At 65.7% G+C, this 22,679-nt stretch carries 17 protein-coding genes; 8 read left to right on the forward strand and 9 right to left on the reverse strand.

Annotated elements, in window-relative coordinates; translation table 11 throughout:
* Positions 1-72: 72 nt before the first annotated feature.
* The 4 genes from SSA01S_RS04700 to SSA01S_RS04715 all read right to left on the reverse strand — a co-directional run bounded on the left by SSA01S_RS04700 (position 73) and on the right by SSA01S_RS04715 (position 5,279).
* Positions 73-1,776 carry a cation acetate symporter gene (locus tag SSA01S_RS04700; RefSeq protein ID WP_061779435.1) on the reverse strand — a complete coding sequence of 568 codons (1,704 nt, stop codon included), beginning with the start codon at positions 1,774-1,776 and terminating at the stop codon, positions 73-75.
* Positions 1,773-2,078 (reverse strand): DUF485 domain-containing protein, encoded by a 306-nt coding sequence (locus SSA01S_RS04705; protein WP_061779436.1) that lies wholly within the window; start codon positions 2,076-2,078, stop codon positions 1,773-1,775. The genes SSA01S_RS04700 and SSA01S_RS04705 overlap by 4 nt, the downstream gene beginning before the upstream one ends.
* A gap of 97 nt (positions 2,079-2,175) precedes the next feature.
* A complete protein-coding gene (locus SSA01S_RS04710; protein WP_061779437.1) occupies positions 2,176-3,492 on the reverse strand; it encodes a sigma-54-dependent transcriptional regulator in 1,317 nt (438 codons plus the stop codon).
* Complete coding sequence (locus SSA01S_RS04715) at positions 3,489-5,279, reverse strand: sensor histidine kinase (RefSeq protein WP_082794928.1); 1,791 nt, start codon at positions 5,277-5,279, stop codon at positions 3,489-3,491. The genes SSA01S_RS04710 and SSA01S_RS04715 overlap by 4 nt, the downstream gene beginning before the upstream one ends.
* 206 nt (positions 5,280-5,485) lie before the next feature.
* On the opposite strand from SSA01S_RS04715, the gene SSA01S_RS04720 reads away from it, so the two are divergent.
* The 3 genes from SSA01S_RS04720 to SSA01S_RS04730 all read left to right on the forward strand — a co-directional run bounded on the left by SSA01S_RS04720 (position 5,486) and on the right by SSA01S_RS04730 (position 9,729).
* The gene (locus tag SSA01S_RS04720) at positions 5,486-6,808 is read left to right on the forward strand and encodes a dicarboxylate/amino acid:cation symporter (protein WP_061779461.1); all 1,323 of its coding nucleotides are present in this window, start codon (positions 5,486-5,488) and stop codon (positions 6,806-6,808) included.
* A gap of 106 nt (positions 6,809-6,914) precedes the next feature.
* On the forward strand, positions 6,915-8,357 hold the full coding sequence (locus SSA01S_RS04725; RefSeq protein WP_244885561.1) for an alginate export family protein: 1,443 nt from the start codon (positions 6,915-6,917) through the stop codon (positions 8,355-8,357).
* A 79-nt stretch (positions 8,358-8,436) separates the two neighbouring features.
* The gene (locus tag SSA01S_RS04730) at positions 8,437-9,729 is read left to right on the forward strand and encodes an MFS transporter (protein ID WP_061779438.1); all 1,293 of its coding nucleotides are present in this window, start codon (positions 8,437-8,439) and stop codon (positions 9,727-9,729) included.
* A gap of 4 nt (positions 9,730-9,733) precedes the next feature.
* On the opposite strand, the gene mtnP is transcribed toward SSA01S_RS04730, so the two are convergent.
* The 4 genes from mtnP to SSA01S_RS04750 all read right to left on the reverse strand — a co-directional run bounded on the left by mtnP (position 9,734) and on the right by SSA01S_RS04750 (position 16,587).
* On the reverse strand, positions 9,734-10,612 hold the full coding sequence (gene mtnP, locus SSA01S_RS04735; protein ID WP_061779462.1) for an S-methyl-5'-thioadenosine phosphorylase: 879 nt from the start codon (positions 10,610-10,612) through the stop codon (positions 9,734-9,736).
* Positions 10,613-10,724: 112 nt separating this feature from the next.
* On the reverse strand, positions 10,725-12,194 hold the full coding sequence (locus SSA01S_RS04740) for an efflux transporter outer membrane subunit (protein WP_061779439.1): 1,470 nt from the start codon (positions 12,192-12,194) through the stop codon (positions 10,725-10,727).
* Entirely contained in the window at positions 12,187-15,399 is a 3,213-nt protein-coding gene (locus SSA01S_RS04745) for a multidrug efflux RND transporter permease subunit (protein WP_061779440.1), read from the reverse strand. The genes SSA01S_RS04740 and SSA01S_RS04745 overlap by 8 nt, the downstream gene beginning before the upstream one ends.
* 18 nt (positions 15,400-15,417) lie before the next feature.
* Positions 15,418-16,587, reverse strand: a complete 1,170-nt coding sequence (locus SSA01S_RS04750) for an efflux RND transporter periplasmic adaptor subunit (RefSeq protein WP_082794929.1) — start codon at positions 16,585-16,587, stop codon at positions 15,418-15,420.
* 128 nt (positions 16,588-16,715) lie between these two features.
* On the opposite strand from SSA01S_RS04750, the gene SSA01S_RS04755 reads away from it, so the two are divergent.
* The 4 genes from SSA01S_RS04755 to SSA01S_RS04770 are packed head-to-tail and all read left to right on the forward strand — an operon-like array spanning position 16,716 to position 21,090.
* Complete coding sequence (locus tag SSA01S_RS04755; RefSeq protein ID WP_058716577.1) at positions 16,716-17,348, forward strand: TetR/AcrR family transcriptional regulator; 633 nt, start codon at positions 16,716-16,718, stop codon at positions 17,346-17,348.
* A gap of 36 nt (positions 17,349-17,384) precedes the next feature.
* Positions 17,385-18,500, forward strand: a complete 1,116-nt coding sequence (locus SSA01S_RS04760; protein WP_061779442.1) for a glycoside hydrolase family 130 protein — start codon at positions 17,385-17,387, stop codon at positions 18,498-18,500.
* Positions 18,497-20,086 (forward strand): alpha-amylase family glycosyl hydrolase, encoded by a 1,590-nt coding sequence (locus SSA01S_RS04765; protein ID WP_061779443.1) that lies wholly within the window; start codon positions 18,497-18,499, stop codon positions 20,084-20,086. Before SSA01S_RS04760 ends, SSA01S_RS04765 begins: the two co-directional genes overlap by 4 nt.
* Positions 20,083-21,090: a glycosyltransferase family 4 protein gene (locus SSA01S_RS04770; RefSeq protein ID WP_061779444.1), complete on the forward strand. Its 1,008-nt coding sequence runs from the start codon at positions 20,083-20,085 to the stop codon at positions 21,088-21,090. Before SSA01S_RS04765 ends, SSA01S_RS04770 begins: the two co-directional genes overlap by 4 nt.
* Here the strand turns inward: SSA01S_RS04770 and SSA01S_RS04775 are convergent.
* Positions 21,069-21,539 (reverse strand): MarR family winged helix-turn-helix transcriptional regulator, encoded by a 471-nt coding sequence (locus tag SSA01S_RS04775; protein WP_061779445.1) that lies wholly within the window; start codon positions 21,537-21,539, stop codon positions 21,069-21,071. The two genes, SSA01S_RS04770 and SSA01S_RS04775, sit on opposite strands and share 22 nt — an antisense overlap.
* Before the next feature lie 63 nt (positions 21,540-21,602).
* On the opposite strand from SSA01S_RS04775, the gene hppD reads away from it, so the two are divergent.
* A complete protein-coding gene (gene hppD / locus SSA01S_RS04780; protein ID WP_061779446.1) occupies positions 21,603-22,664 on the forward strand; it encodes a 4-hydroxyphenylpyruvate dioxygenase in 1,062 nt (353 codons plus the stop codon).
* Positions 22,665-22,679: the final 15 nt, after the last annotated feature.

Consider the following 22,679-nt stretch of genomic DNA (forward strand, 5'->3'; position numbering starts at 1 on the left):
ACCATTTCGGCGCGGGCGAATTGGCGCGCCACCTGTACCCGCTGCCCCGTTTAGGGACAGCGGGCCAAGCACTTAATGGTCGTGGGCGGAGGCTGCGCCGATGCCGGTTTCGGAGCGCACGCGCTGCGCCGGATAGCCCGCCTTATCGACCGCCGCACGGCCGCTGCTGTCGGTGATCGACACCAGCCAGATGGTCAGGAAGGCCAGCGGCATCGAGAAGATCGTCGGCGATCCATAAGGGAAGATCGGCGCGGCATGGCCCAGCACGGTCACCCAAATTGCGGGCGACAGGATGGTCAGGACCAGCGCGGTCAGCAGCCCGACCAGGCCGCCCGCGACCACGCCCCGCGTCGTGCAACCCGACCAAAGCAGCGACAGGAACAGCACCGGGAAATTGGCCGACGCCGCCAGCGCGAAAGCCAGGCTGACCATGAAGGCGACGTTCTGCTTCTCAAACAAAATGCCGAGCAGGATCGCGATGACGGCCAGTACCAGCACGGTGATCCGCGACACCTTCAGTTCGGACGCGGAGTCCGCTTTCCCCTTCTTGATGACCGTGGCGTACAAATCATGACTGACCGCGGAAGCGCCCGACAGGGTAAGCCCCGCCACCACCGCCAAAATGGTCGCAAAGGCCACGGCGGAGATGAAGCCCAGGAACAGGTTGCCGCCGACCGCCTGCGCCAGATGGATCGCCGCCATGTTGCTACCGCCGCGAAGCGCCCCGTCGGCATCGAGGAAGCCTGGATCGGTCGCCACCAGCACGATCGCCCCGAACCCGATGACGAAGGTCAGGATGTAGAAATAGCCGATCCAGCCCGTCGCCCACAGCACCGAGCTGCGCGCCGCCTTGGCGTTGGGCACAGTGAAGAAGCGCATCAAGATGTGCGGCAGACCTGCCGTGCCGAACATCAGCGCGGCCCCGATCGAGATGGCGGACACCGGGTCCTTGATGAACCCGCCCGGCCCCATGATCCCGCGCCCCTTGGCAACGGCTTCGTCGGGCCCGGCTCCGGCCAGGGCGGCCAGCGCCGTCTTCACGTCGACCGCACGGGCGAACAGCGCCTCGGGGCTGAAACCGAAACGTGCCAGCACCGCGATCGCCATGAAGCTGGCGGCGCCGAGCAGCATCATCGCCTTGACGATCTGAACCCAGGTGGTCGCGGTCATTCCGCCGAACAGGACGTACATCGTCATCAGCACGCCGACGATGATCACCGCATAGCCATAGGGAAGGCCGAAAAGCAGCCGGATCAACTGCCCTGCCCCCACCATCTGCGCGATCAGGTAGAACAGGACGACCAGCAGCGTTGAACAGGCCGCGACCATCCGCACCGGCGTCTGCGCAAAGCGGAACGAGGCGACATCGGCAAAGGTAAAGCTCCCCAGATTGCGCAACCGCTCGGCCATCAGGAACAACAGGATCGGCCAGCCGACCAGGAAGCCGATCGAATAGATCAGCCCGTCATATCCATCGGCATAGATCTGCGCGGAGATGCCGAGGAACGACGCCGCCGACATGAAATCCCCGGCAATGGCCAGGCCGTTCTGAAAGCCGGTGATACCGCCGCCCGCCGTATAGAAGTCCGACGCCGTCCGCGTCCGCCGCGCCGCCCAACGGGTGATGGCGAGCGTCAGGGCGACGAAGGCGGCGAACATGCCGATCGCGGTCCAGTTCGTCGCCTGCTGCACCGCCGGACCGATGGCATGGGCGTGCGCCGCGGCCGGCAGCAACAGAGCGAGCGGCGCACCGAGCGCCAGGCACCGCGCCCTCATGCGCCATATTCCGCACGAAGCGCGTCGATCACCGGATCGAAGTCGCGATTGGCCCGCCAGACGTAAAGCCCGGTCAGCACGATCGCCAGGCCGATGACGCCCAGTCCGACCGGAATGCCCCAGCTGGTCGCGCCGCCGCTGACCGAGCGGGCCAGCAACGCCTTGTCGAACGCAATGGTCAGGACGAAGCCGAAATAGACGATCAGCATGATCAGCGTCAGGATCGTGGTAAAGCGCCCTCGCCTGCGCACCAGCGCGACGTAGCGCGGATCGCGCGCCAGACGGTCTGCGGCCTCCTCCATGGCATTCTCCTAAACCCCCGCGCCGATGGTCGGCGTCGTGGCGGTCATGCTCCCCCGCCCCCGCCCCCGCCCCGCCGTCAAGGGGAATGGGACGGAGTCAGGCGCGATGCGGACGATAGGCGTTGAGGTCGATGCCGTGCCGGGCCACCTTGTCGTAAAAGGTCTTGCGCGGGATACCCAGGATAGCGAGCGCGGCGCGAACATCGCCCGCCACCTCCTCCAGCACCGACCGGATCGTCGCCCCCTCGAACTGCTCGACGCGTTCGGGTAGCGGCAAGGGATCACCCGCCTCCTGCGCCTCGCCGAACAGGCCCAGCGCGACGCGGTTGGCATAGTTGCGGACCTCGCGGACATTGCCGGGCCAGTCATGCGACAGCAGCCGCGCCTGGATTGCCCCGTCGATCATCGGCACCGGCCGCCCGAACCGCTCCGCCGCCTCGCGCAGGAAATGCGCGAACAGCAACGGCACGTCGGCGCGCCGTTCGCGCAGCGGGGGGACGCGAAGCCGAACTGCATCCAGGCGATAGAGCAGGTCGGCGCGGAACCGCCCCTCGACCACCGCCTGGGCCAGATCGGATTTGGCCGCCGCGACGATGCGCAGGTCGAGCACCTGCGGGTCTTCCGACCCGATCGCCCGCACCTCGCGCTCCTCCACGACGCGCAGCATCCGGCCCTGCAGCGCGGCACCCATGCTGTCCACCTCATCAAGGAACAGCGTGCCGCGATGCGCCGCCGCGATCCGCCCCTGATGGCGACCAAGCGCCTGACCGAACAGCTCGTCCTCGGCGATGGCCTCGGGCAGTGCGGCACAGTCGACCGCGACGAAGGGCCGGGTCCGTCGTCCGCTCCAACGGTGAAGCAGCAGGGCGACCAGCTCCTTGCCGGTCCCCGTCTCTCCCTCCACCAGCACGTCGACATCGGCCTGGGCGACCTGGCGAACGGTGTCGCGCAAGCGCATCATCACCGGGGTTTCGCCAATCAGCGGATAGGCGCCTTGGGCCTCCTCCGCCGCACGGCGCAGACGCCGATTGTCGAGGACCAGCCGCCGCATCTCCAACGCGCGTTCGGCACTGGCGATCAGATGGTCGGCCGCGAAGGGCTTGGCGACGAAATCGAACACGCCCTGCTTCAGCGCGGCGACCGCCATCGGCACATCGCCATGCCCGGTCATCAGGATCACCGGTATCTCGGTATCGATCGCCGCCACGCGCCGGGCCAGCTCGATCCCGTCGATCCCCGGCATACGGATGTCGGACACGACCATGCCCGGAAAGTCGGCGGTGATCGCCTCCAGCGCGGATAGCGGATCGCCATGCGCCTCGACATCGATCCCGGCGAGCTCGAAGGACTGGGCCAGCGCCTGGCGCAGCACGGTGTCGTCATCGACCAGCAGGACGCGCAACGCCTCGCTCATGCCCGGCGCATCCTGATGCGGAAACCCGCCCCGCCCAGTTCCGAAGGAATGACCTCCAGCATACCGCCAAACTCCGTCATGATGTCCCTTGCGATGCCCAGCCCCAGCCCCAGCCCATCGGGCTTGCCGGTCACGAAAGGCGTGAAGATTTCCGAGGCAATCGCCGGGTCCAGCCCCGGTCCATTGTCCTCGACGGTCAGTTCGACGCCGTCTGGCCCCTGCGACACGACCAGCCGCACGCGCGGGGCCGCGCAGCCCGCCACCGCATCGAGTGCGTTTTGAAGCAGATTGACCAACACCTGCTCCAGCCGGACGCGGCCCGCCACGACCATCGGCAAGGGCTGGCCGCTCGGCCTTTCCAGCGCGACCCCGGCGGTGCGGAACCGGTCACCAATCAGCAGCATCGTGCCGTCCAGCACCTCGTCCAGCGACACCGGGCCCAGACCATGCGCGCCGCGCCGGGCAAAGCGCCGCATTTCCTGGACGATCGTCCCGATCCGCTCGGTCAGCTCGACGATCGTCGCCAGATTGGCCGCCGCCTTGTCCGGCTGCGTCCGCGACAGGAAGGTGCGGGCATTGTCCGCCAGGGTGCGGATGGCGGCGACCGGCTGGTTGATCTCATGCGCGACGCCCGCGGTGATCGAGCCGAGCGAGCCCAGCCGGTTGGCCTGGGCCAGCTCCTCACGGGCGGCGCGAAATCGCTGGTCAGCGCGAATTCGCTCGGTGATCTCGACGGTCAGCTGGTCGTTGGTGGCGCGAAGTTCGGCGGTGCGGCGCGCGACCTCCTCCTCCAGCGCCTCGCGGGCTAGCGCCGCGCGCTCGGCGCGGGTCCGCCGCCAGATGAACAGCATCGTCAGGCCGAACAGTGCCACGGCAACCAGCGCAGTGGCCGACCGTACCCAGCTATCCGCCTCGCGCAGCGCGGGCTTTGAGGGGAGCAGGTGGATCAACCGCCAATGGGGCAAGGGTGCCGGGGTAATGCCGACGATATAGCGGGTGCCGTCCCGGTCGGTCGCTTCGCTGCCGCCGATCCGATAAGGACTGGGGCGCAGCATGGTGTCACCGAACTGGCGGCTGCCTGCGATTTCCGCGCGCGCCTCCGCCGAGAGGGGCCGGATCGCGGTGAAATTGGCGCGTGGGGCGGTGCTGACGACCACCACGCCATGATCGTCGACCAGCAGGCTCTGCCCGGCGTCACTGGCCCAAGCCTGGACCAGCCGCTGGAACTCGACCTTGACGACCACGACCCCCTCCGGTGCCGCAGCCGTGCCGATGCGCCGGGCGAGGAACAGGCCGGGGCGATGGCTGGTGTTGCCGAGCGCGAAATATTCGGACGTGCCGGTCCGCATCGCCTGACGGAAATAGGGGCGGAAGCTATAGTCGCGCCCGACAAAGCTGTCCCGCTCGCCCGCATTGGAGGCGGCGATGGTCCGCCCCCGTCGATCGATCGCGTAGATGACCGGCGCGCCCGTCCGCTCTGCCAGCCCGCGCAGTTTGGCGTTGAGTCGATCCCTCGCCTGCGCCGTGCCCTCGCGCAGTGCTTCGCTTAGATCGGGATATTCGACGAGCACGATGGGCAGCAGCCGGAAACGCTGCAACTCGCTGTTCAACAAGCGTTCCTGCTGCCGCGCGATCCGGCTGGCATCGGCGTGAAGCGCGGCCAGCGCCTGGCGATGGGCATAGACCCTGAGAAGCAGCGATGCGGCGGCCGTCAGCAGCAAGACGCCCAGCAGGGGCATCGCATAGCGCCGAAGATAGCGGCGCATCGAAGCGGACAGGAACGCCATATGTGCGGATTATCGCAACGCAGGCGACAACGCCATGCGGAATTTCGCGCGACGGCTAATGACATCGCACATTTTATCGTTGTATATCAGTAATATAGAATCACTAACGCATCATTTTGCAATTCGTGTTGCGTCCCGCACAATCCTTGCAACTTGGAATGCGGCCATACCGCGTCCAGCCCCTTTTGTGGAGGATGATGAAAGCCATGATTGCCCAGGATTATGCCGTTGCAGAGGCGCCCAAGCGGGCCCGTCTCTGGTCCCACCTCTATTTTCAGGTGGTGGTCGCGATCGTGCTCGGCGCAATCATCGGCCATTTCTGGCCTGCGTTCGGCGAGTCGCTCAAGCCACTGGGTGATGGCTTCATCAAGCTGGTGAAGATGATCATCGCCCCGGTCATCTTCCTGACCGTAGTGACGGGTATCGCCGGGATGCGCGAACTGGGTTCCGTCGGCCGCGTCGCGGGCAAGGCGTTCTTCTACTTCATCACCGTCTCGACCTTCGCACTCATCGTCGGGCTGATCGTCGCCAATGTCGTCCAGCCGGGCGCAGGCATGAACATCGACCCCAGCACGCTAAAGGTCGGGTCGATCGCGGAATATACCGCCAAGGCGCATGAGACGACGATCACCGGCTTCCTGCTCGGCATCATTCCCGACACGCTGATCAGCGCGTTCACGCAGGGCAACATCCTGCAGGTGCTGATGGTCGCGATCCTGTTCGGCATCTCGATGGCACTGGTCGGCGAGCCCGTCCGTCCGCTGCTCACCGCGCTGGAACGAATCAGCGTCGTCGTGTTCCGCATGGTCGGCATCCTGATGCGCGCTGCCCCGATCGGTGCGTTCGGCGCGATCGCTTTCACCATCGGCAAATACGGTGTCGGTAGCCTGGTCAATCTGGGCGCACTCGTCGCGACCTTCTACCTCACCTCGATCCTGTTCGTCGTCGTCGTGCTGGGCACCATCGCCCGCCTGAACGGCTTCTCGGTCCTGAAGCTGATCCGTTATCTGAAGGCCGAACTGCTGCTGGTGCTCGGCACCTCGTCGTCGGAGGCCGCCCTGCCCAACCTTCTCGTGAAGATGGAAAAGGCTGGCTGCGAGAAGTCGGTCGTCGGCCTGGTCGTGCCGACCGGCTATTCGTTCAACCTGGACGGCACCAACATCTACATGACGCTGGCCGCGCTGTTCATCGCCCAGGCGTGCGGTGTCGACCTGTCGCTGTGGCAGCAGCTGGCCCTCCTGCTGGTCGCGATGCTCAGCTCGAAGGGCGCGGCGGGCGTGACCGGCGCGGGCTTCATTACCCTGGCCGCCACCCTGTCGATCGTGCCCGACGTGCCGGTCGCGGGAATGGCCCTGATCCTCGGCGTCGACCGCTTCATGTCGGAATGCCGCAGCCTGACCAACTTCATCGGCAACGCGGTCGCCACCGTCGTGGTCGCGCGTTGGGAAAATGCTCTCGATCAGGATGCGCTCAACGCCGCCCTGAATGCCGCCCCGCAGCCTCCTGCGGCCCAGCCCGCCATCGCCTGATCCTGTCCGGGCCCGACCGATCCTGTCGGTCGGGCCAATATGTTTACCAGGATCGACTATGGCAGCCGGTGACATGATAGATCGGCGTAATCGAGGGGGAAATCTCATGAAATTCATTTGGATGGCTGGCACCGCAGCGGTGTCGGCAATCGCGATAGCGACCTTTCCGGCGACGGCCCAGACCGTGACGCCGAAGGCGGCGGCGGAACCCGCCAGCCCGGCCGCCACCGCCTATCCCGCCAGCGCTTCGGGCGATGGCAACACGGTGGGCGGATACAACCAGTCGCGTTGGGCGGAGGACTGGCGGAAATATTGCGACCCCGCCAAGCGCGACGACTTCATCGATGCGCTGAAGTGCGTGAAGCTGACCGAGGATGGCAAATCCTATGTCACCTTCTCAGGCGAGCTGCGGACCCGGGTGAACATCACCACCAACCCCAATCTGCGCGAAGTCCAACAGCAGCGCCAGGATATCGCGCGCATCGTCGGTGGTGCCGATGTGCATCTGGGCGACCATTTCCGCGTCTTTGGCGAACTGGGCCGCGCCGAGCTGCAGGGCATCAACCTGGGCACGCCCGCCGGTAATCTGCGCAACCAGCTGGCCGTGCAGCAGCTGTTCGCCGAGGTGAAGGGCAAGGTGTCCGGCATCGACGTCGGCGTGCGCGCGGGCCGTCAGGAGTTTTTCGACGGGCCACAGTTGCTGACCGTCGGGCGCGATAACAACACGCTGTATTTCGTGCTGGACGGCGTTCGCGCCTATGCCCGTGGCAAGGATGCGCGGGTCGATATCTTCGACCTGAACTACGTCACCTATGGCCAACAGGGCATCAGCGACGACAAGACCAATCCCGATATCCGCTTCACCGGTGCGACCTTCGGCTTCCGCCTGTCGCCCGAGCTGTTCGGCGGATCGAAGCTGTACCTCGACCCCTTCATCTGGCGCTTGCGCAACCGCCGGGCCGTGTGGGGGCCGACGACCGCGCTGGAGGAACGCTACTTCCTGGGTCTGCATGCGTACGGCGATGCCGGGCCGGTCAACATCGACTGGACCGTCAACAACCAGCGCGGCACCTTCGGCGACCGTCCGATCTCGGCCTGGCAGGCGTTCGTCGCCCAGACGTATCGACTGGGCAAGAAGCCCGATGCGCCGCGCGTCGGCTTCCATGTCGACTATGGCTCGGGCGGCGGCGCCTATCAGCGCAGCGGCGAGTTGCAGACGACCAGCGGCCTGTTCGGCAACAATATCTATTACAGCTATGGCCTGTTCCTGACGCCGACCAACCTGCTGTATGCCGCGCCGAACGTCACCTTCACGCCGGTGCGCAACCTGCGCGTCGCGGCCGAATATGGCTTCGCCTGGCGGCCCGACGAGTTCGATGCCGTCTACCGTGCCAGCGGCGCGGCCTGGGCGGGGCGCAGAATGTGCGCGGCAAGAAGGTGGCCGAGGTCGCCCGCCTGCAGGCCACCTGGACCATTACGCCGCGCCTGTCCTTCGTCGGCCGGTACGAGCATTTCAAGGCCGACACCGTGTTGCAGCGGGCCAATCTGAAAAGCTCCGATTTCTGGGCAGGATGGTTGAGCTTCCGCTTCTGATATCCTGTAATCCAACGACAAAAGGGGAGTAGACCATGTCGTACAGCACCGCCGATTCCGATCGGCACCGCCTGAAATCCATCATCGGTGGATCGACCGGTAACCTGGTCGAGTGGTTCGACTGGTATGTCTACTCCGCCTTCACCCTCTATTTCGCGCCGCACTTCTTTCCGTCCGAAAACCGCACCGCGCAGCTGTTGAGCGCGGCGGCGGTTTTCGCGGTCGGGTTCGTCATGCGGCCGATCGGGGCCTGGGTGATGGGGATCTATGCCGATCGCAAGGGGCGCAAATCGGGCCTGACCCTGTCGGTCACGCTGATGTGCATGGGCTCGCTGATCATCGCGGTGACGCCCGGCTATGCGACGATCGGCCTCGCCGCGCCCGCGCTGCTGGTGCTGGCGCGCCTGTTGCAGGGTCTGTCGGTCGGCGGCGAATATGGCGCCAGCGCGACCTATTTGTCGGAAATGGCGGGCAAGGATCGGCGCGGCTTCTTTTCGTCCTTTCAATATGTCACGCTGATCTCCGGCCAGCTGCTCGCCATCTGCGTGCTGCTGGTGCTCCAGTCGACCATGACCGAGGCGGCGCTGGACGAATGGGGCTGGCGCATTCCCTTCGCGCTGGGCGCGGTGCTGGCGGTCGTGGTGTTCTACATCCGTCGCGGTCTGGCCGAGACCAAGAGCTTCGAGAACGTCAAGAAGGACAATGCGCCGAAATCGGGCCTGATCCAGCTGTTCACCAAGCACCCGAAGGAAACGCTGACGGTCATGCTGCTGACCGCGGGCGGCACGCTCGCCTTCTATGCCTATTCGATCTACATGCAGAAGTTCCTGGTCAACACCAGCGGCTTCAGCCGTGAGGTCGCGAGCCAGATCAACGCCGTCACCCTGTTCGTCTTCATGCTGCTGCAGCCGGTGGCAGGCGGACTGTCCGACCGGATCGGGCGCAAGCCGTTGATGGTCGCCTTCGGTATCGCGGGCGTGCTGTTGACCTATCCGATCTTCTCCACGCTGGAGACGACGCGCGATCCGCTCGTGGCGGGGGCCCTGGTGATGGCCGCACTGATCATCGTGACCGGCTATACCTCGATCAACGCGGTGGTGAAGGCCGAGCTGTTCCCGGCGCATATCCGCGCGCTGGGTGTCGCCCTGCCCTATGCGCTGGCCAACACGATCTTCGGCGGCACCGCGGAGTCGGTCGCGCTGCTGTTCAAGAAGTCGGGCTTCGAGCAGGGCTTCTACTGGTATGTTACCGCGATGATCGGCATCTCGCTGATCGTCTATCTGAGGATGCGCGACACCGGCAAGAACAGCCAGATCGTCGAGGATTGATCGCCTAGCCGCCGCGCGCGGCCAGAACACGCGACACGATCGGGCCGAGGCTCTCCGCCTTGGCCCGGTCTATATGCGAGATGTGCGTGATCAGCGCCTGGTCGAGCACCGTATCGATCGGCGAGGCGGTCCGCTCCTCCGGCAGCAGCCCGGCCAGTTCGACCACCAACGCCCGCGCGGTCGCCGCATTGGACACCAGCTGCGCCAGCACCGCATCGACCTCCACATGCGCCTCATCCTCGCGCCAGCAGTCATAGTCAGTGACCATGCCGATCAGCGCATAGGGCAGCTCCGCCTCGCGAGCGAGCTTGGCCTCGGGCATCGCGGTCATGCCGATCACATCGGCGCCCCATTGGCGATAGAGATGGCTTTCGGCCCGGGTCGAAAATTGCGGCCCCTCCATCGCCAGATAGGTGCCGCCATGCACCATGCTGGCCCCCGCCCGCTCGCCCGCTTGCGCGGCCAGCGTCGATAGGCGCGGACACACCGGATCGGCCATAGAGACATGGGCGACCAGCCCGGCCCCGAAAAAGCTGGTGTCGCGGTGAACCGTGCGGTCGATAAACTGGTCGACCGCGACGAAATGACCCGGCGGCAGTTCCTCGCGCAGCGACCCGATCGCCGAGATCGCCAGCACATCGGTGCAGCCCGCCAGCTTCAACGCATGGATATTGGCGCGCGCATTGACCTCGGTCGGCGACAGGCGGTGCCCCCGCCCATGGCGCGGCAGGAAGACGAAGCGCACCGCCCCGATCCGTCCGCGCACCAGCGTGTCAGACGGCGCTCCCCAGGGCGTGTCGAGGACCAGCGTTTCGACATCTTCCAGCGCATCGATCGCGTACAGACCCGATCCGCCGATGACCCCGATCGTCCAGCCCGTCATTCCACGCTCCTGTTCCATTCCCATATCGGTTAGGCGCATCGCCCGGACAAGCAAAGGGGCGCACGGGGGGAGGTTCCCGCACGCCCCTCGCTCGACCGCGTCGGCTGGGGGATTAGCCGCTCGCGGGAACCGTGGTCGCCTGCCCGCCCTCGCGCAGGCCACCGCCCAGCGCGACATAGAGGGTGACGTCATTCTGAAGCGCGGCACTGCGCAGGGTCAGCAACTGCTGCTCGGCCGAGAACAGGTTCCGCTCGGCATCGAGCACTTCGAGATAGATGGCGATGCCGTTGCCAAAGCGAAGCCGCGCGGTGCGGGCGAGCCGCCGCTGCGCATCCACCGCTCGCGTCTGCGCCTCGATCTGCTCGGCATAGCGACGCCGGGCGACCAGCGCGTCCGCCACTTCGCGAAAGGCGCCCTGTACCGCCCGCTGATAGGCGGCAGTCAGCTCGTCGGCCTGCGCCCGGCTGAGCTTCAGCTGCGCATTGCGACGTCCCCAGTCGAAGATCGGCAACAGCGCCGCACCCTGTACCTGATATTGCTGCGAATTGCCGTCGATCAGGCTGCTGAGCGCGGGCGACACGAAACCCGCCAGGCCGGTCAGCGAGATGCTGGGCAGGAACGCCGCGCGCGCCGCGCCGATATTGGCGTTGGCGGCGCGCAGTTGCTGCTCGGCCTGGAGGACGTCGGGTCGGTTGACCAGCAGAGCGGACGGGAGCCCCGGCTCGATCGCCGCGAACTGGTTCTGGTCGCTCAGCGTCCGTCCGGCGGGGAGCGGGCCGGTGATCGGGCCGCCGACCAATACGGTCAACAGGTTCTGCGACTGCGCAACCATCCGCCGCAACTCGGCCAGCTGCGTCTCCGCCTGGGTCAGCAGCGCCGCCGCCTGGTCGTAATCGACGCTGGACGTCACGCCCGCATCCATCCGCCGCTTGGCGATGCCCAGCCCTTCCTTGCGGCTGGCGACGGTACGCTCGGCCAGCGCGATCTGCTCCTCGGCGGCGCGGATCTGCAGATAGGTCGCGGCAACCTGTCCCACCAGCGACAGGCGGAAGGCACGCTCCGCCTCGACCGTCGCTAGATATTGCCGCCGCTGAGCCTCCGCCAGATTGCGGACGCGCCCCCAGAAGTCGAGCTCGAAGCTCGACACCCGCGCGCCTAGCGAGAACTGGTTATAGGTGATCGAGGTCGGGTTCGCCGCATCGCCAGCGCCGGGAATGGCATTGCCGAAACCCAGCGAGTTGAGCGGGATACGCGTCCGCGACGCCCCCGCCGTGGCGTCCAGAGCCGGCAGCCGCTGCGCATCCTGGATGCGGTATTGCGCGCGCGCCTGCTCCACCCGCGCAACCGCCTGGGCCAGATCGCGATTATTGGCGAGCGCGGCGGCGATATACGCCTTCAGCTGTTCGTCGGCGAAGAACTCGCGCCAGCCGATTTCCGCCGCGCTCCGCGTACCGGTCGCCGCCTCGGGATAGGTGGCGGAGACCGGCGCAACCGGCTGGCGATATTGCGGTGCCAGGTTGCACCCCGCCAGCGCGCTGGTCAGGGCCAGCGTGGCGGCCGCACGGGAAAACGCCTTACGCATGGGCCGGGCCCTCCTCTTCGCCGGTTCGCTCGTCACGCTCGCGCGCTTCCTCCTCGGCATCCGCCGCCTCATGGTCATGCTCGCGCACCAGCCACTTCTTGGCGGCGATGTAGAAGACCGGGGTGAAGAAGATGCCGAACGCGGTCGCCGCGATCATGCCGCCCATCACGCCCGTACCGACAGCCCGGCGGCTCGCCGCGCCCGCGCCACTGGCGATGAACAGCGGCACCATGCCCAGGATGAAGGCCAGGCTGGTCATCAGGATCGGGCGCAGACGCTGCCGCGCCGCCTCCACCGTCGCCTCGAAGGGCGTGCGGCCTGCCTGCTGGTCCTCAATGGCGAACTCGACGATCAGGATGGCGTTCTTGGCCGCCAGACCGATGATCGTGATGAGCCCGACATTGAAGTACACGTCCGCCGAGAAGCCCCGGAAGATGGTCATCAATACCGCACCCAGCACGCCGAACGGCACCACCAGCAACACCGCCAGCGGGATCGCCCAGCTTTCGTACAGTGCGGCGAGCAGCAGGAAGACGACCACCAGCGACAGGCCCAGCAACAGGCCGATCTGGCCGCCCGCCTGCTGTTCCTCATAGGCGGTGCCGGTCCATTCATAGCCCATGCCCTGCGGCAGGACCTCACCCGCGATCTTCTCCATTTCCTTCAGCGCGGTGCCGGTCGACTGGCCCGGCGCGGCCATGCCGGAGACGGTCAGCGACGGATAGCCGTTATAGCGCTCCAGCTGCTGCGGCCCGTTCTGCCAGCGCACCTTCGTAAAGGCCGAGAAGGGCACCATATTGCCCTGCGCATTGCGGACGCGCAGCGCCAGCACGTCCTCGGGCGACATGCGCTGCGGAGCATCGGCCTGAAGATAGACGCGCAACACATTGCCATCACGGACAAAGTCGTTGGCATAGGCGGAGCCGAAAGCGATCGACAACGTCTGGTTCACATCGGCGATCTGCAGACCCAGCGCCCGCGCCTGGATACGGTCGATATCGACGTACAGCTGCGGTGCCGGTCCCAAGCCTTCGGGACGAACGCCCATCAGTACCGGGTTCTGCGACGCCTTGGCCAGGATGGCACCCTGCGCCTGTTGCAGCGCCGCTGCGCCCAGTCCCGAGCGATCCTCGATCTTCATCGAGAAGCCCGTCGCATTGCCCAGCGCCTGGATCGGCGGCGGGTCGAGCGCAAAGATGGTCGCCTCCGGGATCGACTGGACGAAGCCCATCGTCTTGCCGACCAGCGTGGTCGAGTTGTTCGCAACACCCGGGCGATCATGCCAGGGCTTCAGGTTGACGAACGAGATACCCGCCGACTGACCCTGGCCGAAGAAGTTGAAGCCCGCAACTGACACGATGTCGGCCACCTGCGGCTGAGCGTGGAGGAAGTTCTCCACCTTGGTGATCGCCGCGCCCGTCCGCTCCAGCGTCGCGCCGGGGGCCGCGTCATAGGACACGAAGATATAGCCCTGGTCCTCGGTCGGCAGGAAGCCGCCGGGGATGCGCGTGAACGCCAGGCCGGTCAGGACGACGACGACCGCGAACACGGCCAGCCAGCGCTTGGGCCGCGACATCATCTTCGTCACGCCGCCCGTGTACTTTTCGGTGCCACGGCCGAACTTGTCGTTGAACCAGTTGAAGAAGCGCTGCGGCAGGCCGCGCACGCCCGGCTTGGGCTCCGGCCGATCCTCCAGATGCGCGTCCTCCTGCTTCAGCAACGTCGCGCAGAGCGCGGGCGTCAGCGTCAGCGCGAGCAGTGCGGAGAAGAAGATCGAGACGGCCAGCGTGACCGAGAACTGGCGATAGATGCCGCCGGTCGACCCCGGGAAAAAGGCCATCGGGATGAACACCGCGACCAGCACCAGCGTGATGCCGATGATCGCGCCGGTGATCTGCCCCATCGCCTTCACGGTCGCGCGGCGTGGGCTCAGCCCCTCTTCCGACATGATACGCTCGACATTCTCGACGACGACGATCGCGTCGTCGACCAGGATGCCGATCGCCACCACCATGCCGAACAGCGACAGGGTGTTGATCGAAAAGCCGAAGGCGAGAAGCCCGATGCACGCGCCGCCCAGTGCGATCGGCACGACGATCGCGGGGATCAGCGTGGCGCGCCAGTTCTGCAGGAACAGGAACATCACCAGGAAGACGAGGATCATCGCCTCGACCAGCGTGTGGATGACGCTCTCCACCGAGGCGGTGATGAACGGCGTCGTCGTGAACGGCACGCTCCACGTGACGTCGGCGGGGAAGCTGCCCTGAAGCTGCTTCATCTTGGCCGAGACAGCATCCGCCGTCGCCAGCGCGTTTGCGCCGCTCGCCAGCTGGACGGCCAGACCGACCGTCTCCTTGCCGTTCAGCGTCAGGCGGAAGCCGTAATTGTCCTTGCCCAGTTCGACCCGCGCGACATCGCCCAGCCGCACCGCCGAGCCGTCGGGATTGGCGCGGATGATGATCTGGCGGAACTGTTCCGGCGTCGCGAAGCGGTTCTGGGTAATGATCTGTGCGGTGAACTCGGCGGTGCGGGTCAGCGGCTGCGCCCCGATCGAGCCGCCCGCCGTCTGGCTATTCTGCTCCTGCACGGCGGCCAGCGCCTCGGAGGCCGACAGGCTATAGCCCGCCAGCTTCTGAGGATCGAGCCAGATGCGCATCGCATAGGGCGAGCCGAACAGCTGCACGTCGCCTACACCGTCGATGCGGCGCAGTTCGTTGCGGATATTGTTCTCGGCGAAGTTGCCGAGTTCGACCGGGCTGGTCTTGCCCGACTTCGAGCTGAGCGTGATGACTTCCAGGAAGCCCGCCGTACCCTCGGTCACCTGAATGCCCAGCGCGCGGACTTCCTGCGGCAGACGCGGTTCGGCGCGGCTCAGCCGGTCCTGGATCTGCGTGCGCGCGACGTCCAGATCGGTGCCGGGTTTAAAGGTGACGGTGATCTGCGCCGTGCCGTTCGAGCGGCTGGTCGACGCCATGTACAGGAAATTGTCGACGCCGTTCAGTTCCTTTTCGATGACGGCCGTCACCGACCGGTCCATCACCTCGGCGTCGGCGCCGTTATAGCTGATCGCCAGGTTCAGCGCCGGGGGCGCGACCGATGGATAGCTCTCGATCGGCAACAGCCGGAGCGCGATCACGCCGAACAGCGCGATGAAGAGCGCGATCACCCAGGCAAAGACCGGGTGATAGACGAAGAAGCGATTCATGATGCTCTACTCCGGCGTTCAGCGGGCAGCGGCGGCCGGGGCGGCCTTGCCACCCTGCGGCTGCGGCTGCTGCCCCTGAAGCTGGACCTTCTGGCCCGGCTGCACCTTCTGCCAACCCTCGGTCACGACCTTCTCGCCCGGCTTCAGGCCGGAGAGGATGACCCAGTTGCCGCCGACCTGTCCGCCCAGCGTGACGGGGCGCGACTGGACGGTGCCGTTGCCGTCGACGACCATGACGGACGCCGCCTGGTTGCTCAGCTGCACGGCACGCTGCGGCACCGAGATGCCGCTCTTGATCGTGCCCGCATTCACATGCGCACGGACGAACTGGCCCGGCAGCAACATGCGATTGGGGTTCGGGAAACGCGCGCGCAGCTGCTGGCTACCGGTCGTCGGATCGACCGTCTGGCCGGCAAAGTCGAGCTGGCCGGTCGGGCCATATTCCGATCCGTCCTCCAGCGTCAGGCGCACGGTGATCTTCGACAGGTCGGGCAGCGCGACGCCGCCTGAACGCGCCTGCTGGATCAGCTCGCTCAGCGCCGCGCTCGACTGGGTGAAGACGGCGTAGATCGGCGATAGCTGGTCGACCTGGGTCAGCGGCGTCGCCTGGGTCGCGCTGACCAACGCGCCTTCGGTCACCTGCGCGCGGCCGACCCGGCCCGCGATCGGCGCGCGGACGATGGTATAGCTGAGCTGCAGCTGAGCCCGCGACAGGGCGGCGCGGGCGTCGGCGACGCTGGCATCCGCCTGACGCAGGGTGGACTGGGCCGCGTCGAATTCCTGGGCGCTCACCGCGCGTTCGGCGACCAGCGGCTGATAGCGGCGCACGATCGATGCGGCGTTAATGCGCGCGGCCTCGGCGCGGGCGAGCGCGGCCTGCGCCTGCTGCACCTGCGCACGGTAATCGCGCTGGTCGATGCGGAACAGCGGCTGCCCCTCGGCAACGTCGGTGCCTTCCTTGTACAGACGTGCCTCGACGATGCCATCGGTCCGCGCCCGAACTTCAGCGGTGCGAATCGCCTCGATCCGGCCAGGCAGCTCGATGATGTTAGGCACGGCACCCGCCTGCACCGTGATCGCGGTCACGACCGGCGGCGGGGGCGCCGGGGGTTGCTGTTGCTGCTGTCCGCAGGCCGCCAGCGCCAATGCCATCGCAAGCGACGATCCGAGCACGGAAAATTTGGACACGCCGTGAAACTCCCTGAAGCAGATGACGTTTCAGTCATTCAAGCCCCCTGTACCTCGCACGTGCAAAAAAGCAACGGCAAGGTGCAATTAAATTTGACCTGAGACTGAGGACGCCGCAAAGGGGGATCATGGCCATCACGAAACGGACCGCTGGTCGCCCGACCCGCGAACAGGCACAGCATATCGACGACATCATCCTGTCCGGTGCGCGCGATGCGTTCTGTTCACAGGGCATCGAAGGCACTTCGATGGAGGAAATCGCTCTGTCGGTCGGGGTGAGCAAACACACCATTTATCGCCGCTATGCGGGTAAGATGGCGTTGCTGGATGCGGTGGTGACCCGTGACCTGGACCGGTTGAATCAGGCGATGCTGGACCATGCCGCCGGCAGCAATCCTCTCGAACGCCTGAAGAGCGCCGCCCGTCGGTTCTTCTTCTTTTGCGTCGAGCCGGATTCGGTGCGCTTCATGGCCTTTCTGACGTCCGAGGCCGTCTTCTCGGAAGAGCTTCGCCATCGTTTCGCGACCTGGGACAAGGTGCTCTCCAATCCGATCATTGCCTGTATCGAAGCATCGCAGGACGCGGGCCTGCTCCGCTCCGACGAAACGCCTCTAGCCCTGTTCAATCTGCTCGCAGACATGATCGACGGACCGAGCCGCCGGATGCAGTTCGATCTGCCCGATCCCTTCTCCGGCCTGACCCCCGACCAGTTTTTCGAGCATCGCTGGTCGGTGTTCCTGAAGGTGGCGACGGCGGCGTGATCGGGAACGGGTGATGACAGCGGGCGTTGGCGGGCCATGTCCGACGACCTGTTGATCTTTCGCCCCGACGATGTCGATCTGGCCCGCTCGCCGCTGCGACGCGGCATAACCGACCCGACCTATGTGCTGGGCGCCTTCAATCCGGGCATGACCCGGCTGGCGAACGGCAATATCCTGTTGATGGTCCGCGTGGCCGAAGCATTGCGCGAGCCGGTCGATGGCGCGCACGTCCGGGCGATCCGCTGGACCGAGCAGGGCTACGTCCTCGACCGTTATCCCCTGGCGGAGGTCGACATGACCGACCCGCGCCAGTTCGCCCTTCGCGGCAGTGCGCACCGTATCCTGGCGCTGACGTCGCTGTCCTGGCTGCTGCCCGTCGAGCTGTCGGCGGACGGCACCGCGATCGTCGCGGTTCATTACGACAAAGCGATCGAGCCTGCCGCGACCTGGCAGGATTACGGCGTGGAGGACGCCCGGATCAGCCGGATTGGCGACCGCTGGTACATGACCACCTGTTCGGTTTCGGCCGAGCGGCATTCGACGACGCTGCACATCTCCGACAATGGCCTGGATTATCGGCTCGCCGGGATCATTCTGGATCATCAGAACAAGGACATGCTGTTCTTTGAGGGGCTGGTCGATGGCCGTTTCCTGGCGCTGACCCGCCCGCTGGGCGAGGTATATTTCGCCTATCCTGATGAAAGTCCCTTTGTTGGTGGTCCCTCGATCAACTTCGCGACATCGCCTGACGCGCTGCACTGGAAACCGCTGGAGGCCCCCGGCATTCGGGCCCGGAAGGACTCCATCTCGGCGATGAAGGTCGGGGGCGGTACGCCGCCGATCCTGACCGAGCGCGGCTGGCTGACGCTCTATCACGGGGTCGAGCGGCACGAGTCGGTTGGCATCTATCGCAGCTTCTGGGCGCTGTTTGACAGCGACGATCCGACCCGCATCCGGCACCTAGCCGACGACTATCCCGTGCTGGAGGCCGATCCCACCCTGACCGCCTCCATTGCGCACCAGATGTATTTGCCGACACCGGTGGTTTTCTCGACCGGCATGATCGACATGGGCGACCATTATCTGGTGGCGAGCGGCGAGGCCGATCTCGCCTGCCGTCTGACCCGCCTGTCCAAGGCGCTGTTCGCATGAGCGGGCGGCCCTGGTGGCAATCGGCCGTCCTCTATCAAATCTATCCCTGGTCGTTCCAAGACAGCGATGGCGACGGCATAGGGGACCTGCGCGGCATCGAGGCTCGGCTGGATTATCTGGTCGAGCTGGGAGTCGACGCCATCTGGCTTTCCCCTATATTTCCGTCGCCTATGGCCGACTTCGGATATGATGTGGCGGATTATTGCGGCGTCGATCCGCGGTTCGGATCGCTGGCCGATTTCGACTCATTGCTCGCCTCGGCCCATGCGCGCGGGTTGAAGGTGCTGCTCGACTTCGTGCCCAATCACAGCTCCGACCAGCATCCCTGGTTCGTCGAAAGCCGGTCGAGCCGCACCAATCCCAAGCGCGACTGGTATATCTGGCGCGACGCCGCCGCCGATGGTGGGCCGCCCAATAACTGGATCAGCGATTTCGGCGGGCCCGCCTGGACCTGGGATGAAGCGACCGGGCAATATTATTATCACGCCTTCCTGAAGGAACAGCCCGACCTCAACTGGCGCAATCCCGACGTCCGCGCGGCGATGCTCGACGTGCTCCGTTTCTGGTTCGCGCGCGGCGTTGACGGATTCCGCATCGACGTGCTCTGGCACATCATCAAGCACGCTGATTTCCCCGATAATCCGATCAACCCCGACTGGGACCCGGCGACCGGAGAAATGAACCGGGTGTTTCAGCTTCATTCGACCGACCAGCCGGAGGTGCACGATATCGCCGCCGATATGCGCGCCATCGCCGATGCCTTTAGCCCGGATGGGGAAGAGCGGGTGCTGATCGGCGAAATCTATCTGCCGGTCGCGCTGCTGATGCGTTATTATGGCGAGCAGGGAGAGGGCGTCCATTTGCCCTTCAACTTCCAGCTGATCGACGCGCCTTGGGATGCCCGTCACCTCGCGACCATGATCGCCGAATATGAGGCGGCCTTACCACCGGGCGGATGGCCGAACTGGGTGCTCGGCAATCACGACCGTCCGCGCAGTGCGACCAAGCGCGGCGCGGCACAGGCACGGGTGGCCGCGATGCTGCTGCTGACCCTGCGCGGTACGCCGACGCTCTATTATGGCGATGAGCTGGGGATGGAAAATGGCGTCATCCCACCCGATCGTGTCCGCGACCCGCGCGAGTTGCGCGAGCCCGGCCTGGGCCTGGGGCGCGATCCCGTCCGCACGCCGATGCCGTGGGACGACAGCAAGGCCGGCGGTTTTACGACCGGCGAGCCTTGGCTCCCGCTCGGGCAAGGCTGGCAAGCGCATAATGTTGCCACCGAGATGGACACGCCGGAGTCGATGCTATCGCTCCACCGCGCCCTGCTTGCGCTCCGGCGGTCCAGCCCGGCGCTCGCGACCGGTTCGATCCGGCTGATCGAGGCGCAAGGCCCTGTCCTTGCCTTTGAACGGGAACAGGATGGAGCGCGCTTCCTCATCGCACTGAATTTGAGCGATGCCCCCGCCCCCGTTGATCTCACCGGACGTCCCATCCTGTCGACGCTGGCCACGCTGCCCGACCGGGCCCCTTCCCTTTTGCGCCCCGATGAGGGCCTGATCCTGAAAGTCGACACCACCGCATGAAGATCGCGATGCTTGCCCCGATCGCGTGGCGCACACCGCCGCGCGCCTATGGCCCTTGGGAATTGGTGACGAGCCTGTTAACCGAGGCACTGGTCGCACGCGGCGTGGACGTCACCTTGTTCGCGACGCAGGACAGCATCACCACCGCCACGCTGGCGGGTCCCGTCCCCGCCCCCTATTCCGAAGACCCCTCGGTCGATGCGAAGGCGTGGGAGATGCGTCACCTCGCCGAAGTCTTCACGCGGGCGGGCGAATTTGACCTGATCCACAACCAAGCCGATTTTCCCGCTCATGCCTTTTCGGGATTGGTCGACACGCCGATGGTGACCACGATCCATGGCTTCTCGTCCGAACGGATCATGCCGATGTACGAGCCTTATCAGGACCGCGTGCATTATGTCGCCATCTCCGACGCCGACCGGCACCCCCGGCTACGCTATGCCGACACCATTCATCACGGCATTCCGATCGAGGATTTCCCTTTCGATCCAGAGGGTAGCGACGATCTTCTCTTCTTCGGTCGCATCCATCCCGATAAGGGTGCCGCCGAAGCGGTGGCGGTGGCTCAAGGCACCGGTCGCCGTCTGGTCATGGCCGGGATCGTCCAGGATCAGGGCTATTGGGAGCGCGAGGTTCGCCCCCATGTCGATGACGACCGCATCGTCTATCGCGGCCCCGTCGGCGGCACGGAGCGGACTGCGACGCTGGGAGCCGCCAAGGCGCTGCTCCACCTCATCAACTTCGACGAACCGTTCGGGCTGTCGGTAATCGAGGCGATGGCCTGCGGCACGCCGGTCATCGCGATCCGGCGCGGATCGATGCCCGAACTGATCGAGGACGGGGTAACCGGTTTTCTGGTCGATAACGTCGAGCAAGCCATCGCCGCCGTCGACCGCATCGGTGAGATCGACCGTGCGGCCTGTCGCCAGGCGGCCGCGACACGCTTTTCGGTCGACCGGATGGCCGATCGGTATCTGGCGCTTTACCGCTCCATCCTGGGCTGATCGCGCTGCGCCAGCGCCACCGCGTCGATGCGGTGGAGCATGGCGACGAACGCCTCCAGCTCGTCCGGCGTGAAGCCCGCGAACAGCTGCGCCTCCAGCTCCAGTGCCTTGGGGGCGACATCGGCATAGAGTGTCCGCCCTGCGTCGGTCAGGACGAGGAGGTGCGAGCGTCGGTCACCGTCATGCGCGGTCCGGGCGAGCAAGCCGCGCCCGACCATCGCGATGGCCGCGCGCGAAACGGTCACCTTGTCCATCCGGCTGCGCTCACACACCGCCGACTGGGCGACGGCCTCCTCCTCCGCGACGATCGCGATCAGCCTCCACTCGGGGATCGTGAGGCCGAACAGCTGCTGATAGGCGCTGGCGATGTGGTCGCTGACCAGGTTCGAGGTGATCGACAGGCGATAGGGAAGAAAGCCGTCCAGCCGCAATTCGCGAGATCGTAACATTTGACACCAATTCCCCGTTCTGCGATCTAGTAACGGAAGATACTGGATCAGGAGTTGGACGTCATGGCAACCACCCCGAACAATCCGCTGGGCCTGGACGGCTTCGCTTTCTGTGAATTCACCACGCCCGAGCCCGAGACGCTGGCGCACCAGTTCGACATGATGGGCTTCGTGCCCACCCATCGTCACCCCGAAAAGGCGATCACCCGTTACAAGCAGGGCCGCATCACCCTGCTGCTCAATGCAGAGGCCGAAGGCCAGGCCGCAGACTTCCGCGCCGAGCATGGCCCTTCGGCCAGCGGCATGGGCTTTTACGTCGCCGATCCGGCCGAAGCCTTCGACCATGCGATCCAGGGCGGCGCGACCCCGGTCGACGCCACGCGCGGCTGCCTGACCCCGGATGCCAAGGCGATCGAGGGGATTGGTGGCAGCTATCTCTATCTGGTGAAGGCGGGAAGCGACCTGTTCGCCGACTGGACCGAGATCGAGGGCTGGCAGCAGGCCGAGGTTGAGAACAATGTCGGGCTCGATCTGCTCGACCACCTGACCCACAATGTCCGTCGCGGCGAGATGCGCACCTGGTCGGGCTTCTACTCCAAGCTGTTCGGCTTTGAGGAGCAGAAGTATTTCGACATCAAGGGCAAGGCGACCGGCCTGTTCAGCCAGGCGATGATCGCTCCCGACAAGGCGATCCGCATCCCCCTGAACGAGAGCCAGGACGAGAAGAGCCAGATCGAGGAATTCATCCGCGAATATAACGGCGAAGGCATTCAGCATCTGGCCCTGACCACCGACAATATTTACGAAACGGTCGAGAAGCTGCGGCAGCGCGGCGTCCGGTTGCAGGACACGATCGAGACCTATTACGAACTGGTCGACAAGCGCGTGCCGAACCATGGCGAAGACCTGGAGCGACTGCGCAAGAACCGCATCCTGATCGACGGCAATGTCGGCGAAGAGGGCATCCTGCTGCAGATCTTCACCGAGAATATGGTCGGCCCGATCTTCTTCGAGATCATCCAGCGCAAGGGCAATGAAGGCTTCGGCAACGGCAATTTCCAGGCCCTGTTCGAAAGCATCGAACTGGATCAGATCCGGCGCGGGGTAATTACCGTCGACGCCTGACCCGCGCAGTCCTTA

The organism is Sphingomonas sanguinis NBRC 13937, assembly GCF_001591005.1.
In the GTDB taxonomy this organism is placed as follows: Bacteria; Pseudomonadota; Alphaproteobacteria; order Sphingomonadales; family Sphingomonadaceae; genus Sphingomonas; species Sphingomonas sanguinis.